We start from the raw sequence: 18,998 nt of genomic DNA, 5'->3' as shown, positions 1-18,998 counted from the left end.
TTATTCGATTTTTTATCGCTTCTTCCTGCGCCAAACAAATTACATTCCCAGGGGAATTTCTATGAAGAAACAAATTAAAGAGCTCACGACTACCTTAGAACAAACGATATTAGATTCCTTTCGTGTTAGCCTATTACAAGCGTGGATGAAATTTCACAAGAGCAGCATTGAGCGTGAAGCCGCGGAAGAAATTAGGAAAGAAGAAGCGAGAATTAACGAGCTTAAGCAAAAATATCAACAGAATTTGGCAACACACAAAAAAGAACTTGAAGTTCTTGAGAATGCTTTTACAGAATGGAAAGAAAAACATCCCACTGCCTTTGATTCTGAATTCCCGCAGGCAGAAGCACTTCGTCGGAAAAGACATAGTGCACCTTGGCCAGTAGACGAATTCGTCAATAAAGATGAGATTGAATTCGAAATTAGAGAGAAATATCGCAAAAGATTTCAGAATGAACAATGGGCTTGGAATTCCAGTTTACGTACCACCCTGCTGGAGCGAATTAAAGCATACCCCAACCCCCAAGCTTTTGTTGAGCAATTAGATACACGACACCCCTGGTTCATCGAAGGAAAGGATGGTCCGGCTGCAGATTTTGCAATAGGTTTCTACACACGCCATATTAGCGGTTGCCTGCCACCCCCTTATGACAGCGACCCTGAGCAGTGGCCGTGGAATGAAAAAACGCTACAAACTTTTGCAAATGCAAGTGCCTGGAAAACCCTTGATGCGGAATTGGTTCGCAAGGAAATTGAAGGTGCACCATTCCTTGATATCGGAAAAAATTACAATCGCAATGCAAGAAGCATACCCAATTTAGTAGCGACTCTTGAGGATGTTGAACTGCGTGCGCCATTGTTAAACCGTGCAGGCGGCCTATCTTCGTATGCATTGCAACGTGTGGATATATTCCGTTTTCTTTGTACCCATTATGAAACACAATGCCAAGCCACGCTTGTCGACCAGAAGACCATCGCCGTACCAAAAATTGCCCCATTTATTCATACGGAATTAAACGAGTTAGGAACAGCGCAGTTAAATCATTTGCAAACCATGTTAATCAACATTAACGATGAAGCCAACCCGGTTTGGATTTGTTTGCAAAAAAAGAGTGGCAGTCAATGGACCGCTTATATTCCTGACATGGCAGAGCCAATATTTCAAAATATCCCTGCGAAATTGCAAGAATTGAGCAATAAAAATCAAAAAATAGATTTTGTTAAAGTGGATTGCACCCATAATATTGCTAAAAATGACATCCAACATTTCAGTAAAACTGCTCAATGGCAACATATTTTGTTAGCCAGAGTATTGCCTTGCTGTATGGAACCTAAAAAAGGCCCAGTAGAGAAATACCTTGCCAATGTGCCGGTAACTTCTTTTATGGAGCATGTCTTTTTATCTTCCCTGGGCATTCTTTATTCGAACACTGAATCCCTTCTAAAAACAGCTTTATTTATCAGGGAACCTTTCTCGGATAAAGCCAGCGAATCCCTTTATCCCAATTCTTGGACAGCCCAGTATTTATTATCGCGTGATACATTTGATTTTATTCAGCCCAAAGAAATCCTTAATGTTTTCCATGAGAAAACCCTGCAAATAAACGACGACTCACAGCATATCCTTCATTTAAAAAAAGGCGCCAGTGAAAGAGAATTAACGCACGCTTTATATGTTGCCCACCATAACCCTGCCTTAAGCAGATTTGAATTACCAGCCGTTACGAAGCGGTTTTGGGATGAGACTGCTGAGTCTCTATTTGATTTCAGTACGACCTTATTCAGTATCATTCCTGGCCAGGATAATCCGGTCAAAAACTCCACAGATGACTTCCTGCCACTGGCGATGCGTGCTACTGCGCGTAACCGCTTTTTAAAATCTATTCTACCCAATGACGAGTGGGAGAAGGCGCAAACAACCGTCAAGGGCAAACGCTCCATTTGGAAGACGGCTGGAAAAGAAACAACCAAATTTTTCCAAGCAGCAGGCAAAAGCATTGATCTTGATTTCATCGACGAGATGCTGAAGTTCAAAGCCAATTGGCTTAAAAACAGCTGTAATCATGAGCAAGAAAACGAAATTTCTGCAGCAATGTGGCAATTCGCGCAAATTTCCCAATTAAGCACAAAAGGGTTAGATGAATTATTCGACTACGTAAATAGTGCTCACATTTCCAGCTGGAAAACCACCTTAAGGCTTAATCCGCCTAATTTATCTGCTGTATTCGATTTGGCAGGCAGCATTACCGACAAGCCTGGCGATTATCTCACCTACCTGCATAACAAGATAAAAACTTACGGTCAAAACTCGCGACAATGCAGCCCGTTGTTCTCCTCATTAGCACTGATTATGCCGGGGACCGATGCGATAAATCAGCGGTTTATTAATGAATTGGCTTCCGTATTTACTACAGTCAATGGCCAAAAATTATCCCCGGCATTTAAAGACGGCGTGGGCGAGATTACCTTATATAATCTAAATATTGACGATCAATACACCAAAGAACTTTTTAGCAAACTGGAAGCAGCAGCGGGTTCCAATAACCTTTTCTCCCTGCAAATCCAAATTCGTATCCCTGCCTGGGACAGAGCAGCCTTTATTACCCCCGAACAACGTGAAATGAAGGCGCGCTATAAAGCCTTGCAAGATAAAATCCTTGATAATCAAAGAATTGCAAAAAATCGAGAGTTAGAGCAACAAACCAAAAACATTTATCTTTGTACGACGGAAGAACTGCAGCCTGAGGTCGTCATTGACGAAAAAGAAGTATTGCAGGCTCAACCATTTGAAGGCAAGGATGTCCTTTATCCATTAACCTCAGCCAGACTGCAAGTCCAACAACAACAGCAGCAGCAACAGCAACAACAACAGCAGCAACAACAAGAACAGGAGCAAGAGCAGGAAGAAGAACAAGAGCAAGAACAAGAACAGGAAATATCCCGTTACATGGGAGACGAAGGGCTGCTTATCACCCGGGATAATATTGATGAAAAATGCATGGCTGCCTGGGAAAAAATACCGAAGGAAACCAAGCAATATTCAGGATTTGACAAAAAATTAGCTCAATTATTTTCTCTCTGGGTCGGCAGTGACCTGGATGCTGAACTGGTCATTAGAAAAATAACTCCTGAAGCCATACAAAGATTAATGGAAACGGCTCCGCAATTTCGCTTGTCTCTAAACAAGGATAATCTACCACCAGGTTTTTGGCTGGAGCGTTCTCAAAAAGATTCCGGATTGGTTCTTTGTTATACTAAAGAACGTGAGGCGCAAGACTTATTAGCCCTTGATGCCAAATCCTTTAAGGATAGAAACCCTTTTACCATTCGTTTTCCCAAACCTATGCAAGCGGAGATTTTTAGAGGCGATTACCGTCAATTTGCGCCGCTTTCATCACACTTGAATGATCAATTGTTATTCTGGAAATACCTTGCACTGGAAGACAAAGATCCAAAGCGGATAGCTAACCTGTCCGCTCTCTCGCAACTCAATATTAATGCGAAAGCTGAAGACCGCTCTGCACTCATGCAAGCTTATACGGTTGACTCCCAGAAAATCAAACCGGGCAATCTCAGCGTAGGTGAGTGGAAAGCTTGTCTTGAGAAATTAAAACATTGGGCCACTCAAAAATTTGGTAAAGAATTAACCGTTTTTAATGCAATCTTTAATCCGGAAAGCCCACTCGCCTTCACCCAGGATAACCTTCTTGCGTTTGGCCAATTATTTTATGCTTATGATCCGCTCTCGCAAACTTATAAAAAGAAAGATGGTACCGCTCACTTCTTGTTTATGGCGGAACAAATTTACACCACCTTCGGTGCAGAGCACTTTGCCGTCTGGAAAAACCGTCTGCTAAACCCATCGCAAAATTTAAGTGAATGCTTGCGTAAAGAAGAAGTAGACGCTGTCGCATTAAGCATCAGCACCCTGCGTAAATTAAACAATAAAAGCTATGCCAACGTCTGGTGGAAACTGGTGGATGCTCATGGCAGGGCTACAGGTAACATGGACTATGCACCCTTATGGCACAGTTATCAGAAATTAGTGACTTATCTTGAGAAAAATAAAAAGGCAAAACTGCCGTTTAATGAACAAAGCATGGCGGAATACCTGGGCAAGGTAGAGAATTTTAATGGCCTGGTATTCCTGGAGCGCCTGCACACTGTATTGCGTAAATGTGAAAAACAAGCTGATCGCCTAGAGATCCAGCGTGATATTTTAGATAACATTCATCGAATCGATTGGCGTCACAATGGCTTGTATTACGCTATGAAATATGAGAGTTATCCTTATTGGGATGACTCCCTCAAATTAAGCGAATTTACATCCGTATTGGATCGCAAAAAACCAAGCTATATACCTGGTTTGGATCGGTACGAAACACTGCAAAAAGAAGAAATGCTCGATCAGAGTTTGCGGTTCGTCACGCAGCGCCTGCATCCTAATAAAGAAGAATTCGTGCGTTACCGCGACTTGATTAAGCTCGCCTTCCCTAAAGAACTACTGGAAAAAAATGCAAACGCACCTTATGTCTTGCGCTTATTGGTTGCCTGCATGTCACGCGGTGTAAACCGGCTGGTAGACCTCAATCCTGAAGAGGTAGCAACACAAGTTAAGCTCCTGCTAACTGCCGATAAGGATGTATTAAAATGGTTGAACAAATCCATTCCGCTGGATGGAGATATTAAACCAGGTTCCCTGCATCTTAAATTTGAGCATATCGGTGTATTGGCCCAGATCATCAGTCAAGAACAATACAAGAATCAAATCTTCCAAACTAAATCCCTGGAATTTATCAATTCTTGCGGCCGCGCCTTACAATGCTACCACAGCGCCACCACCCCGAAACAATATCTAAAAAATGATACTCCTGCCCAGGCATTAAGCAAGTTAATTAAAATGCATGGATTGGTGGATAATGAAACATTTAAATCCTTCCCCTGGCTTTATCAGCAGGAAAATCATGCATCATTTAACAAATTATTTGAACCGCTATCATACTCGCACAACACCACCATGTTTGGGCAATTGCAATTATTCACCCGGCAAATGCAATCCATTGATTTTACTGCTTCAAGGCACCTCCCCGCAGCAGGCGATGTCATCACCCTGATGACTGACTTGCAAAAAATTACTAAGCAATATGAATACATGCAACGCCAGGAAATGCAGAAAACACGTAAGCAATTTGTCAAACAGGAAATTCAGAAAGGATGCGCCATTCGTTTCCAAGATGCACCGTTTCGCCCACTAAATGAAGCGGAAAGAGAGCATGGCTTAAAACTGCTCAATAAAGAGCTTCTCGCCAATTATAAAGAACAAAATAATAAATTGTGCGTTCGGCTGTTTGAAGAGTGCATGGCAATCGGAGTAGAAGGAGCCGAACAAAAAGAACTCGTCAAACGTTTTACCGATAAATTAAAGCGTATTGACAACAAAGACTATTACAACGACTTAGGACAGGTTTTAGGTTTACTGGTTGATAAAGCCACTTATAAAACTATTTATAACGAATCCGGGCAAGTAGTAGGGAAAGAGAAAGATCCCAAACGATATTGTCTGGAACAATTAACGCTATGGCTGGATACACTGACCGATCCACAAGGCATTGACAACCAGCATTTTCCTGTAAGTCTACTCAATGAGCTTTTGGAAAAAGAATTGGCCAATCCAAATTCTTCTTTAATAAGCAAGGACTTAAATAATCTTGATTCTCGTTTAACTAAGCAGGCAAGCAAGGTGGAAAAACTCATGCGTGAAATTGTACGCGAGTCTTTTCCTGCTCAATTTAAAACGGTTTTAGTCAAATACTTACTCTCTAATCCCAATGAGACTGCCTTTATCGAGGCTGCAAAAAATACCATCGAAGAATTATATAAAGGCTACAAAACAGAAAAAGATAAAAAGGAAAATGCGGATTATCATCGCCTCAAACTCCTCAATACGCGTTTGAACAATGTAGCCGACTTAATCGGCCTGTGGAGCAGTAACAAAGTAAATGTTGTCGGGGAATACCGCTCTGCAATCCTCGAGCAGCTTGAACTCAGTCTCGATGATATTATCTCATCTCACCGGGATCTTGCTACACAAGACATGTGGAATAAAACCCAGCTTACTTTAAACGAAATTTATATTAACGAGGTAAGCAACAAAACTACTGTGGTCGATCGGAACTTCATTTCCTTATTCAATACGCCTTATAACGATAAAGGAATGTTTATCCGCATCATCCTGTTGCAAGCCCTGGGCAACCAGTTACAAGTGGATCGCACCAAACATCTCAAGAAAGAACACATTGCATATCTAGGGATGCTAAAAGGAAATTTAGAAAATCTCAGTGTGGAACAGCTGCGTGGCCTAGCGAAATATTGCAACACGCAACCTATCCCAACTCTGAAAACATTCAATGAGTTGCTGACTAAAGGCTATAGTCAACCACAGCAGTTTATTCATCGATTTGAAACCCATCATCAGAATTTGGATGCCAAAACGGGAAGCGGCAAACGTCATTACAGCATCACTAAGAATGACCGGGTTAATTTCGTTCGTATATTGGAGAATTTCAAACGCAAAGGCGAAGGCGATAAATCCGGCTTTATTCCCGATACGGAAAAGAAAGAATTAATCAATCTGCTGTACTACCTAAACAGTTACAGCCAAAAAGAAGATTTAAGCAATATTCAATTTGATGACCTACGAGAAAAATTAAAGGTTGCCAGATCAAAACTGATTCCTAAGAAGGGATCGGAGCAACAGCCACTGACGCTGGAACAGCGAAAATATGCAGCACAATTGCTTGCCTGCATGCGCGAAATGATGCTGCGTAAAACCGGTATGTGGGCCAACCATACGCAGATGCTCATTCTGATTTATGCGGCTATATACAATGAAAGCATCCTCTATCAGGTTAAAACCGGGCAAGGAAAAAGTATTTTAACCGGGATGAGAACCGCATTCCTGGCCTTACAAGGATACGTAGTCGATGTCTTTTCTTCGAAAGATAGTTTGTCCGAACGCGATCATGAAGAATTTAAGCATTTCATGGATGCCTTGGGCATCCGCAATGCCTATATCACGCCACACTCCAGGGGTGAAACATATCAAACCAACCATGATCGTGGCGACATCGGCGCCATCAACTATGCAACCATTGGTAATCTTGCTCTCTTTAGGGCAAACCAGGTATGGAAAAAAGATAATCCTATCTTCATGGAAAAAACAATGCGCCGCGCCTGGATTGATGAATGCGATCATGTTCTTACCGATGAAGACACACAATTTAACTATGCGGACAATGCCGGTGTGGACAGCATTTACAACTATGAAGAATGGGTTTATCGCGCAGCATATGAGTTCTATGAGCAACATCAGAATGATTTCAAACAACATTCGCTGCAAGAAGTCCCCATGATTTCCACGCAGAAACATCTGCAGGGTTTGTGCAAAATGTTGCAGCAGAAAGCACGTACCGCGCCTAAAGAATCGCAATTCATGCAGAAATACATCGTGCCTGCTTTGGCTAAAGATCCGCAAATGGTGCAAAAACGTGACACAGAATTGAAAAAACTTCTAGTTGCTGCCCATGCTGCCAAGAATCTAAAAGAAGGCCGTGAATTCACAGTTTACAATGAAGATAAAATTGTCGCCGATGGTGTGGTCATCGGTACCCGCTTTGCCAAAGTCCTCATTGCCAACCAGGTGAAACACGGTTCTACGTACAGTGAAGGGGTACAACAAGCCAAACACGCGGCGTTGAACATGAAAGCCATCGAAGAGGGTGAAGCACCCAACTTCTTCACAGAACCGGACAGCGTCATTGCCATTTCAAGCAATGCCAAATACATCATTAACAATGATTATACCGTTAAAGAAGGTTGTACCGGTACAGCTGGCGACCTGCAGGACGTGAAAAGCTATGAAGACATTTTCGATATTGATCACGTCATTAAGGTCCCAACGCATGAGGAATCACGGACTACCTTCCTGCCTCCTGTTTATTGTAAAGATGAGAAAGCACACATCACTGAAATTGTTAAGCAGATTCTTAATCGGACAGATAAACATCCGATTTTAATCACTTGCGAAGATGATATTGCCGTAAAAAATATTGCCGCAGCGGTTAAACAGGCGCTGGAAGCTCAATCCAAGGATGCGATCCTCAACCGGATCACGATAGACACCAACGACAGCGGCAAATCTGAAAATGAGGTGGTTCCATTTGCCGGTAAACCCGGTGCCATTACCTTTAGCGCCAGGATGGGACGCGGCACAGACATTAAACCGGAAACTAAGGAAGGTTTGATGGTCTTGCGTACTTATCCGGATATTAAGCGTAAGGCAAACCAGGAACGCGGACGTCAAGGACGAAACGGTTGGCCTGGATTAACCCTCGATGTGTATAACGATGCGGAAATTGATAAAAATTATCAATCCTTATTAAAAGGCCCTTACAGAGAGAAATTTCAACAGTCTGTGCAGGCCCAAATTGATCGCATTAAAAAGAAATTGGAAACACATCCGCAGGGTAAATACCAATATCTTAAGGGCAATGAAGACTTATTATTCAAGCATTGCCGAACCCTGGTGGTACAGCAATTAATGTATGATATCAATAAACAGAATCAATCCTTTTTACGACGAAAAGAATCATTAATGTCTGTCCTTTGCGGTGATGTACTTACGGTATTAAATGACTTCGTTCGCGAGAAAAACGATAAGGCTACGCAGTTAAAAGAAAAATGGATGGAGTGCCGTGCCCAGATCGAAGAATACTGGAACGTACGCTTGAAAGGCGAGCCCGGTGACAGCGAAAAAGTTTTTGCCAAATTCCAGTCTCAATCCGCCCAGTCCTGGGGCGATTTATGTTCCCAGTTCCCTGAATTAAATCCAGGCTTATGCAGTGACTTTAGCGAGCTTACTGTTGAAAGCTTCAAGAAGGCAGCCCAAGAGATCGATCCGAGGAAAGCCAAAGCCTTGATAACGCGCCTGCGTTTGCTGTTCGAAGGGGTCAAGCATAAAGATATGCAACCAACCCAGCAGGTAGAAGCCTTATTCAAAGGGTTAGTGGAGGATAATACAAACATTTATAAACGTGTATATAAGCAAGTAGCGGAGACAGGATTTGAGGCAAAAGCACGCACTTTATTTAACGACATCAAGAATTATTTACATCCAGAACTGCAAATACCCCTGCAAGAAAAGGGGGAAACTCAAGCCAGCAAGCCCAAAAACCGCGAGTTGAAAAAAGCAGTGGCATTTTATCAATTGTGGGTAGCAGGTGCTGATATTCATTATTTTGACCATGGCGCCGAGAGGATTAATGAAGAGGTCATTCAATATGTGTATGAGGATTTGGATACATTCTATGACGTTTTGTATAAAGCAAGTTATGGCAGTCAGGAACAAAACGAGGAAAGAATCAAGCTCTTCCAGACGTTAAGAAACCTCCGTAACGAATACAAAGAACCAATACCCCAGCTCTTTCTTGTCTCTACGAAGGCTTTAGGTGCGAGCATTGCAATGCTGCATTCCCTCCAGCGACATCAGGATTATGACAATTATCTAAAATGTTTTACGCAATTTTTCAAGGCAGAAGCATTCAAGGATGATCACCCCAGCGATATGGATGTAGAAGATATCAAGAAATACGATCGCCTGCTCATGCTGGTTGGCGCCATAGCCACTACTAAATATTTCGATATTGAGGAGGAGTATGACCTAGAGTTGGGAACAAGACCTGCACGCAGCACCCTGGTTTTAATTGAAAATTTATGCAGGGTCATTCGCGAGGAGTTTTGGGAAGATTTTGACGATAAGTTGGCGAGCAATATTGCGGAAGTATTTGCAAAGGATAAGAATGCGACAGAAGTGTTGTCAGCCAATATTCTTGGCCAGGATTTGCATGAGCTTATCGACAATATTAATCATTACACGAAACATGGAGCCAGGAACCAAGAATATCGCCTGAGAGACTTAAGAGACTATTTGGCCAGGAATAAGGAGCAGTTGCTTACTGAGAAAGTGGAAGCGGTGCGGCCTATATTCCAGGCCGTATTGGGCAGCTCGCATAATCGTACTCAAGATTATTTCCTGCCAACACAACCCTATGGTTTCGCAGGTTTGAATGAAAAGGAAACAGGCCAGTTCTGGGATTTCCTGGCACAAAGGCACCCGGTTACCAAGAAAGATGTTGAGGCGCTTATTACCTTCCTGGAAACCATGAGTAAAACCGAGCATTTCCGCGAAAAATGCTTCCTGCCTTTAGTTGGCTTACCGCCTTATATTCCGGTCAGTTATATTCTTGCCAACTTAAAAATAACCGGCAGTAAAACCAACCCGGGCGATATTGCGCGCGGTCTAAAAGAAATTGGCGAAGCCGCTGAAACATTTAATAAACTGGCTTCACGCTACAATTTAATTGTGTCAGCCCGCGATTACTCGCAATTAGAACATGATGACCGTTACGATGATTTGCTCGCGCAATTCTGTAAAAAAGCACCGGAAAAAAATAAACAATTCTTTGAGTTGTGTGCGCAATATCCGACGTTAACCATAGAATCCATCCAGCAGGTTAAGGCGCTGAGTCAAACACCTGAAATGCTGCAACAACCTCAGAAAGTGTCGCAATTACTGGGGCTGGCAGCAAATATTGACGATGGCACGATGACGCAGGTATGGGCTGCCTTTGAAGCTAAAAAAATAGCCGATGCATCTCAACTGCAAGAGCATTTGGCGGGGATAGCTAAAACCCAGCAAAAAATGCCAGCTTTGGGCAAAGAAGGTACTGCCGGGATTTATGAAGCAGTTGCTTCCAACCGCTTGACATCGCAACAGGCGGAACAATGCGTAGCCATGATGCAGAATATGTCTAATTTCAGTAAAAAATATCCTGATCTGGCGAAAACAGTGCTTCCTAAATTCCTGGATGAAGAGGATAAAGGCGAAAAAACAGTTGCATCCTATAATGCCTTTTTTACTGCGGTAAAAGATAAAGCGTTCCCCGGTGAAACAATGAATGGGCTATTTACCGCTTATTTTGATAAAAGAATCCATTCTGTAGAAGCATTAAACCGTTCGATCAAAACGATTGAAATTGCGCAAATTTTAAATCAGAACTTGCAAGACCACAGCATGTGGAATAGATATTTTGGCAAATTTAATAGTCAACGCTACGAACGCCAAAATTTGATGCAGCTTCTGGTCCAGGGTGTTTTGGATCTTGGCAAAGCTTTCAGCGACGCGTGTTTTGCCGCTTATGAAAAACTTGCCAAATCCATTGTGACCGTCCCTGAATTGACTAAAAATGCAGCACAGCGGCGCAGCGCTTTGAGCGCAAGCTATCATCAGGTCATTGAATTTACCAAGGAACTGGCTTATGTAAGCTCTGAGAACCTGGCAGCAGATAATACGCAGCTTTCCGAAGAAATTTCCAAAGCGCAAATTTCTTTCTTTCATGATAAAAGACTCGCTTATGCTGGTGAGTGGTGGGTAAGCCTGCAAAGACGCGCTGCTGCCGAAATGTTTTTTAATGCCATGGAAGGGGCAGCCAGCAATACAGCAGGAAAATCGGCGCAACAATATTTAATGGGTCTTTTGCAAACACTCGGTGAGGCGCAGAAAATGCTTTTGGAAGCAGATAAAAACACCCGGCACCATAAAAAAGGATACAGCCGTCTTTATGACATTTCCGTACAAATGGTGCTGCATGTGGTGAAACAATACGTCGAGTTGGAAGGCATCAGTATGGCTGATAAAGCACAACTAAAGACTTTTATCGATGGCCAAATGGATACTCAGGTGGATATGCTGCTGCAACGCTTGCCTGATGACCATAAAATGAAAAGCTTCCTTTTGGCTAATCGGGAGCGAGCCGAGGTAGCAACCTATCTTAAATCAATGAATTTAACCGAACTGGAGGAATTCAGGAAAGGATGGAATACCCATAAAGCTGCGGTTCCAAAACATCTGCAATATCTTGTTACCAATGTGGAATGTTTTATTGATGTGAACGAACCCAGCAGCGGCTCTCGTTTAGGAAATTCCTTGGGTGCACATTAAGAAAGTAAGTATGGGTTAGGCGATCGCCTGACCCATCCCTGACAGGCAAATACACAATCTTCCGCCAGCGTACAAACCAGCAAAGATTGTGCCTTCGGTGGTTGCAGTTATGTACTTCCCTGTAATGGCAGCTTCTCTTTTATCTCGTAAAGTAATACTTAAATAAGATATACTCATTCATTTTTATCAAGGATCAATATGCGTCCCAGCAATCGTGAAGCGGATCAATTAAGAGAAATTAAAATAACCCGCAATTACACTAATCATGCGGAAGGTTCCGTATTAGTGGAATTTGGTCAAACCCGTGTACTTTGTACAGCATCGGTAATCGATGGGGTGCCAAGGTTTCTTAAAGGGAAAAATCAAGGGTGGGTAACGGCTGAATACGGCATGTTGCCCCGCTCCACGCACAGCCGCAGTGAACGTGAAGCCAGCAAAGGTAAACAAGGCGGCAGGACTCTCGAAATCCAACGGCTCATCGGCCGCTCTTTGCGCACCTGCCTGGATTTAAAGCTTATTGGGGAAAACACCATTACGCTTGATTGCGATGTGATTCAGGCTGATGGCGGTACACGCACTGCCGCCATTACCGGTGCCTGTGTTGCACTCAAGGATGCCGTAGACTGGATGGTCTCGCGCGAAAAATTAAGAAGACGCCCCGATTTTCATTTTGTTTCGGCCGTTTCAGTAGGAATTTACCGCGGCCAGCCAGTCCTTGATCTCGATTATGCTGAAGATGTATTGGCTGAAACCGATATGAATGTGGTCATGGATGAAGCAGGCAATTTCATTGAAATTCAAGGTACAGCGGAAGACGGCAGCTTTAATCGCAATCAGCTTAACGACATGCTGCAACTTGCCGAACACGGGATACGCCAGTTGATTGAATTGCAACGCAATGCCTAACGGCACAAGTCTCCTCTGTGAAATAAAACTCAACTATTGCCAAATTCATAACCGGATGCCGCATAAAAGCATCCGGAGTTGTTATTACCCATTAAAAGAGAGTCTTATTGATGGCAATATCCCTCGCGGTGATGCGCGAGACAAGATTGGCATTGACCAGTTGCGTTAAATGTTGATCCAGAGTCATCATTCCCTGTGCTTGCCCTGTCTGAATGGATGAATACATTTGCGCGACTTTATCTTCGCGAATTAAATTGCGGATGGCGGCATTACAAATCATAATTTCCAAAGCAGCAATCCGCCCGCCTCCTGTTTTTTTAAGCAAAGTTTGCGCGACCACGGCTTGCAGTGATTCTGAAAGCATGGAGCGCACCATCGCTTTTTCCTCTCCCGGGAACACATCAATGATGCGGTTTATGGTTTTGGTGGCGGAATTGGTATGCAAAGTCCCGAATACCAGATGGCCGGTTTCAGCAGCAGTCATGGCCAGGCGTATGGTTTCCAAATCGCGCAACTCTCCAACCAAAATAATGTCAGGGTCTTCACGCAGCGCAGAACGCAAAGCCGCGCTAAAACTCTGGGTGTCGCGGTGTACCTCGCGTTGGTTCACCAGGCATTTATTACTCTGATGAATGAATTCAATCGGATCTTCAACCGTCAGGATATGATCATAGCGACTGCTGTTAATGTAATCGATCATGGCAGCCAACGTGGTACTCTTCCCCGAACCGGTAGGCCCGGTTACCAAAACCAGCCCCTTGGGGTAAGAAGCCATTTCCACAAATACAGGCGGCAACTGCAAATCATCCAGAGTCAAAATTTTAGAGGGAATAGTACGAAAAACTGCTGCCGCACCACGGGCCTGGTTGAATGCATTCACGCGAAAACGGGCAAGGTTGGCAACCTCAAAAGAAAAATCGGTTTCCAAATGTTCTTCATATTCCTTGCGTTGCTTATCATTCATGATGTCATAAACGATTTTTATCACTTCTTTATGTTGCAAAGGAGGAACATTGATCTTACGCAAGTCCCCATCGACGCGAATCATGGGCGGCATTCCAGCCGATAGATGCAAATCGGATGAATTGTTTTTTACTGCAAAACCTAATAATTCGGTAATATCCATGGGCAATAACATCCTGTTAATACTTAATTTTTGTAATTAGAGTAGGGGCCGTGTTGACAATTGCCCCAACCTATGCCTCGGCTTGCAGGAATCTAGATTAAGAACAAATTCCTTTATACAGATCATGCCATTCAGGGTTAAGCTCTTCCATCAAATTAATTTTCCATTGTCTGCACCAGTTTTTAAATCGTTTTGCACATCGAGCAGCTTCTGGATAAATTGAATGCGTTTCATAATAGACCAACAGATGAACATTATACCGAGCAGTAAATCCTGGTACCATCTTATTTTTTATGCTCCCAAACCCATTTAATCAGATCTGAGGTTAGGCCGACATATAGAGTGCCATTGCGCTTACTTGCCAACATATAGACGTAAAATACTTTCATCTTCTTTCTTCCTTGATATCGAGCATTGGACTTACTCACTTCGATAATATCACTCAAATTGAACTGATTACATAGGAAGCCCAATATAAGAAAACATGCCATTGCCAACATGGATGCATAATTTCGCTGAGCAATTCTGCTTTCAATAATCACTTTCTTGTTATATTTTTAAAACTCGCATCCATAAAAACAAGGAGAACAAAATGGGACTGTCTAAACAAAAAAAACAGGAAGAACAGGAAAAAATTAAAAAAGAAAAAAATAAGCTGGCGAGCGCTATGGAAACTGTACAAAAAGAAATAAACAGCATCAATTCAATTGTTTCCTCTTATGAAAAAAGTAAAAACTCAATTCTGTACAGTTTTGAATCGACCAATCCCGAACGCATGCATGACGTCGCTTTGCTGAAAGCCATCAGTCATTTAATCAGCCATTCTACCTTTAAAAATCTGGAGCAAGCCCCCGAAAAAATACATCCATTAAAAGAATTAACCAAGAAAATCAATAAGGAAATAAGAACGCTACAAGGTGTAAAAAGTGCACTTGCCTATAAAATTGATAAAAGCTACCAGGGAAATTTTTTCTTTAAAAGTGCAGCAAGAAGCAATTTTTTTGTGGAATTGGATAAATACATGGAAAAAGAGCCACAAGAGCAAGTATATAACCTCCAGGCTCTACAAACTTATTTGCAGCCTGCATCGCAACAGAAGATAGTAGAAGCAGTGGTCACGCAACTTAAAGAAAAAAGTGCAGCAAAAGAAGAAAAAGAATTGTTACAAATAGCCCATTCTCAAATAGCAAAAGTTAACGCCTTCCTCCCGGGAATTATAAAAGAAATAGAACTTTCCATGGAAAAGCCGAAAGCCAAAGCGTCCATTTCAGTATAATAATTTGGCATTGATTCCCTCAATCAATGCCAAAGTTAAGCTATTATTGACCAGACATTACCTATTTTTTCGAAACATATTGTATTTAAATTGAAAATAATGTATAAATACAAATCAATAATCTACTACTACTCTTTGAAAGAAGAACAGAATGTGATAAATCTTAACATCTTTGTCACTCTTATATCGAGTGAGCAATTAAAGCAGGATAGTTATTAGACAGAAATGATGAGGATTAGTTTATGCCGCCAGATGTAGCTCTAGCTAAAGAAACACCCATTGTAAAAGAGCGGAAACAAGATACCGTTTGGATGCTCAGCTTATATGGCACAGCCATAGGTGCGGGTACTCTGTTTCTCCCCATTGATGCGGGCTTACACGGCATCTGGCCGCTAATCATCATGGCCCTTCTAGCTTTCCCGATGACTTATTTTTCACACCAGGCACTTTGCCGGTTTGTGTTATCCGGTTCTGCGGCAAAAAATGATATTACCGATGTGGTGGATGAACATTTTGGTCCCTTTGCCGGAAAAATACTGACGCTGTTTTATTTTTTTGCAATTTTTCCAATCTTACTGATGTATAGTGTGGCTATAACCAACACAACCAACAGTTTTATCGTTAACCAGTTGGGTGTTTCTGCTCCCCCAAGGGCTTTGTTAGCCTTGTTGCTCATTCTCGGTTTGATGGGTATCGTGCGTCTTGGGCAACAAGTCATTATTCGCTCGATGAGTTATCTTGTATACCCATTCCTCAGTATTTTAATTTTATTATCACTTTACCTCGTGCCGCACTGGAATGGTGCAATTTTCCACCACGCAAACACCACGCATCATCCACATGGTTTCCTGATGACTTTGTGGCTGGTCATTCCGGTAATGGTATTTTCATTCAACCACTCCCCTATTATCTCTTCTTTTGCCGTCAGTCAAAAACAATTGTTTGGGGCAAAAGCCGATAAAAACAGTTCACGGATTTTAAGAAATAGCCATATTTTAATGGTTACCACCGTCATGTTTTTTGTATTCAGCTGCGTTTTTAGCTTATCTTCACAGGACTTAGCTTTGGCCAAGCAGCAAAATATTTCCATCCTCTCTTACCTCGCCAACCATTTCCATACACCTTTTATAGCTTATGTCGCCCCAGTGATCGCCTTTATTGCCATCGCCAAATCCTTCCTTGGCCACTATTTGGGCGCGAGCGAAGGTTTGCATGGCCTCCTTGGCAAAACATTGCAATCACGCGGCAAAATGATAGGCAAGACGCCTTTGCAATACCTGATTGAAGGTTTTATTATCTTAAGTTGCTGGTTGGCTGCAACGTTTAACCCCAATATCCTCACCATGATAGAAACATTGGGCGGACCAATCATTGCCATCATCCTGTTTCTTATGCCGATGTATGCGATTGCTGCGGTTCCTGCGATGAAAATCTATCGGCGTCCGCTGCAAAATGGATTTGTTACCTTCATAGGATTAATCGCCATCTCAGCCATACTCTATGGTTTATGGAAAACAATATGCGGTTAATATGACGATTGCAGAGCGTATACAAATTATTAAAGCTTGCATCCATCAGGCAGAACAGGCGGGCAACAGAGAACCAGGTGCAGTAAAATTACTGGCTGTCAGTAAAAGCCATCCGGCTGCTGCAATTGCTGAAGCTTATACTGCTGGCATCAGGGATTTTGGCGAAAATTATTTACAGGAAGCTCAACTAAAGATTAAGCAATTAGCTCATCTACCCATCAGCTGGCATTTCATTGGCCCTATGCAAAGCAACAAGGTCAAGGGGATAGCCAGCCAATTTTCCTGGGTGCATAGCTTGTGCCGCTATGAAATAGCAGAAGCACTTAACAACTTGCGGCCTCCTCATCTGCCACCGCTCAATATATGCCTGCAAGTTAACTTTGATGATGAGAAAAAATCCGGTATCAAGCCGGAAATGGCCCACACCCTGGCTGCACAAGTTTTCAACTTACCGCGCTTGACATTGCGCGGCCTGATGATGATACCCAAACCATTGCAAACTCATGAGCAGCAATATGCAAGTTTTATGCGTTTAACCCACTTGCGGCATGAGTTGAATGAGCAATTGCATGTGCAGTTGGATACCCTTTCCATGGGAATGAGCGATGATTTGTGTGCAGCCATTGAAGCCGGCAGCACATTGGTTCGCATCGGCAGGGCAATATTCGGTGAACGGCGATGAAAATAACTTTTATTGGTTTTGGCAACATGGCGAAAGCTATTGCTGCAGGATTGGCAGGAAACAGCAGGTATGAATTGCGGGCCAGCGCTCCTTCCCTGCCCCAAAACACATCCACTGCAAAAATAAAAACCGATCCCAGTAATCTGGCTTTTTTAAGCGATGCTGATGTGCTTATTTTGGCGGTTAAACCTGCGCTCATGAAAACGGTCTTAACAGAAATTAACGAACATCTTTCACCCAGTTGCCTAATCCTCTCCATTGCTGCCGGACTTAGTTTGGCCTGGTTCGATAAGCAGTGTAAAACCACCAAACCGGCCATCGTGCGCGCCATGCCGAATGTTGCCGCTGCAGTGGCTAAAAGCGCTACTCCGATGATTGCCAATGCACGAGTGACTCCTCTACAAAAAAAATGGGCTGAAGAATTGTTTCGGCAAATCGGATTAGCAGCCTGGGTTGATGATGAGCAGCAGATGAATGCATTTACTGCCCTGTCAGGCAGCGGTCCTGCCTATATCTTTCTGTTTATGGAAAGTATGATGCAGGCGGCGGTTCGTCTTGGGCTTCCTGCAGAGACTGCCCAATCGTTTACATTACAAACGTTTGCAGGTGCAGTAAGCTTGTCTTTGGCAAAAAAACAACCTTTAGCTGAATTGAGGGAACAAGTGACTTCACCGAATGGGACAACTGCAGCAGCCCTGGACATATTCATGCAACAAAATTTAAATACTCTCGTTGAAACGGCTATGCAAGCTGCTTTTAAACGTGCAAATGAACTGGAACAATCATGAGGTTACCATGGGCAGTGGCTTAGTTGCGGTAGGTTATTTTTTATTCCACCTTTTTTTCGGTCTACTTATTTCTTTATTGTGGCTGCGTATTTTGCTGCGTTACTTCCGCATCAGTGCGTTAAATCCCGTGAGTCAGTTGCTGCATAAATTTTCGCAACCCATGTTAAAGCCCATAACAGGGTTATTTCCCGTAAAAACGCTGATCAGTCGCTACGATTGGCCGGCGATCATTGTATTAATTGCCATAGAAATCATCAAATTTGCCTTAATCAATATATTGTTCTTAGGCATGGCATTGCCTTTGCTATGGATTCTCATTTATGTACTCGCTGATCTCATCATCCAACCCTGCAATTTACTGTTTTATGCCATCCTTGCTTATGCGATTATGAGTTGGGTTAACCCGATGTGGAAGCACCCCCTGGCGGATATTTTATACCGGATTACCCAGCCAGCTTTAAGCATTGGCCGCAGAATCATTCCAAACATTTCAGGATTTGATTTTTCCCCCATTGTGATCATGATCATTTTAAAAGTTATTGTTTTATTCATTCAGGCATCGTTACCTTTGCCATTAATATGACGTCACTTCGTTATCTTTTAGGCGAAAGTGCCAGAGTGAAATTGCTTGTA

General features: G+C 42.7%; 8 protein-coding genes and 1 pseudogene. 7 read left to right on the top strand and 2 right to left on the bottom strand.

Going from position 1 to position 18,998, the window contains the following annotated elements; translation table 11 throughout:
- The first annotated feature begins 61 nt into the window (after positions 1-61).
- Both NKV53_RS07115 and rph read left to right on the top strand, forming a co-directional pair.
- Entirely contained in the window at positions 62-12,058 is an 11,997-nt protein-coding gene (locus NKV53_RS07115) for a hypothetical protein (protein ID WP_253350910.1), read from the top strand.
- Positions 12,059-12,256: 198 nt separating this feature from the next.
- Positions 12,257-12,964, top strand: coding sequence for a ribonuclease PH (gene rph / locus NKV53_RS07110; protein ID WP_126954055.1), 708 nt, complete (start codon positions 12,257-12,259; stop codon positions 12,962-12,964).
- Positions 12,965-13,055: 91 nt separating this feature from the next.
- Here rph and NKV53_RS07105 read toward each other — a convergent pair whose 3' ends face one another.
- Complete coding sequence (locus NKV53_RS07105; protein ID WP_126954056.1) at positions 13,056-14,090, bottom strand: type IV pilus twitching motility protein PilT; 1,035 nt, start codon at positions 14,088-14,090, stop codon at positions 13,056-13,058.
- 97 nt (positions 14,091-14,187) lie between these two features.
- Positions 14,188-14,479: pseudogene (locus NKV53_RS07100) on the bottom strand (GIY-YIG nuclease family protein).
- 203 nt (positions 14,480-14,682) lie between these two features.
- Here NKV53_RS07100 and NKV53_RS07095 point away from each other — a divergent pair.
- The 5 genes from NKV53_RS07095 to NKV53_RS07075 all read left to right on the top strand — a co-directional run bounded on the left by NKV53_RS07095 (position 14,683) and on the right by NKV53_RS07075 (position 18,948).
- On the top strand, positions 14,683-15,366 hold the full coding sequence (locus NKV53_RS07095) for a hypothetical protein (RefSeq protein ID WP_126954057.1): 684 nt from the start codon (positions 14,683-14,685) through the stop codon (positions 15,364-15,366).
- A gap of 242 nt (positions 15,367-15,608) precedes the next feature.
- Positions 15,609-16,895: an HAAAP family serine/threonine permease gene (locus NKV53_RS07090; RefSeq protein WP_126954058.1), complete on the top strand. Its 1,287-nt coding sequence runs from the start codon at positions 15,609-15,611 to the stop codon at positions 16,893-16,895.
- A 1-nt stretch (position 16,896) separates the two neighbouring features.
- Positions 16,897-17,577: a YggS family pyridoxal phosphate-dependent enzyme gene (locus NKV53_RS07085; protein ID WP_126954103.1), complete on the top strand. Its 681-nt coding sequence runs from the start codon at positions 16,897-16,899 to the stop codon at positions 17,575-17,577.
- Positions 17,574-18,365, top strand: coding sequence for a pyrroline-5-carboxylate reductase (proC, locus tag NKV53_RS07080; RefSeq protein WP_253350908.1), 792 nt, complete (start codon positions 17,574-17,576; stop codon positions 18,363-18,365). The genes NKV53_RS07085 and proC overlap by 4 nt, the downstream gene beginning before the upstream one ends.
- Positions 18,346-18,948: a YggT family protein gene (locus NKV53_RS07075; protein ID WP_233579618.1), complete on the top strand. Its 603-nt coding sequence runs from the start codon at positions 18,346-18,348 to the stop codon at positions 18,946-18,948. The genes proC and NKV53_RS07075 overlap by 20 nt, the downstream gene beginning before the upstream one ends.
- The last annotated feature ends 50 nt before the right edge of the window (positions 18,949-18,998 follow it).

The organism is Legionella sp. 27cVA30 (genome assembly GCF_024160945.1).
GTDB classification, from domain to species: Bacteria; Pseudomonadota; Gammaproteobacteria; order Legionellales; family Legionellaceae; genus Legionella_A; species Legionella_A septentrionalis.
The sequence above is the reverse complement of the archived record's forward strand: the minus strand, read 5'-3'. Positions and strand labels throughout refer to the sequence as shown.

Bases quoted from the DNA above. Each gene is read 5' to 3' on its own strand.
- NKV53_RS07115 (WP_253350910.1), top strand. From the start codon at position 62: ATGAAGAAACAAATTAAAGAGCTCACGACTACCTTAGAACAAACGATA.
- rph (WP_126954055.1), top strand. From the start codon at position 12,257: ATGCGTCCCAGCAATCGTGAAGCGGATCAATTAAGAGAAATTAAAATA.
- NKV53_RS07105 (WP_126954056.1), bottom strand. From the start codon at position 14,090: ATGGATATTACCGAATTATTAGGTTTTGCAGTAAAAAACAATTCATCC.
- NKV53_RS07095 (WP_126954057.1), top strand. From the start codon at position 14,683: ATGGGACTGTCTAAACAAAAAAAACAGGAAGAACAGGAAAAAATTAAA.
- NKV53_RS07090 (WP_126954058.1), top strand. From the start codon at position 15,609: ATGCCGCCAGATGTAGCTCTAGCTAAAGAAACACCCATTGTAAAAGAG.
- NKV53_RS07085 (WP_126954103.1), top strand. From the start codon at position 16,897: ATGACGATTGCAGAGCGTATACAAATTATTAAAGCTTGCATCCATCAG.
- proC (WP_253350908.1), top strand. From the start codon at position 17,574: ATGAAAATAACTTTTATTGGTTTTGGCAACATGGCGAAAGCTATTGCT.
- NKV53_RS07075 (WP_233579618.1), top strand. From the start codon at position 18,346: ATGAACTGGAACAATCATGAGGTTACCATGGGCAGTGGCTTAGTTGCG.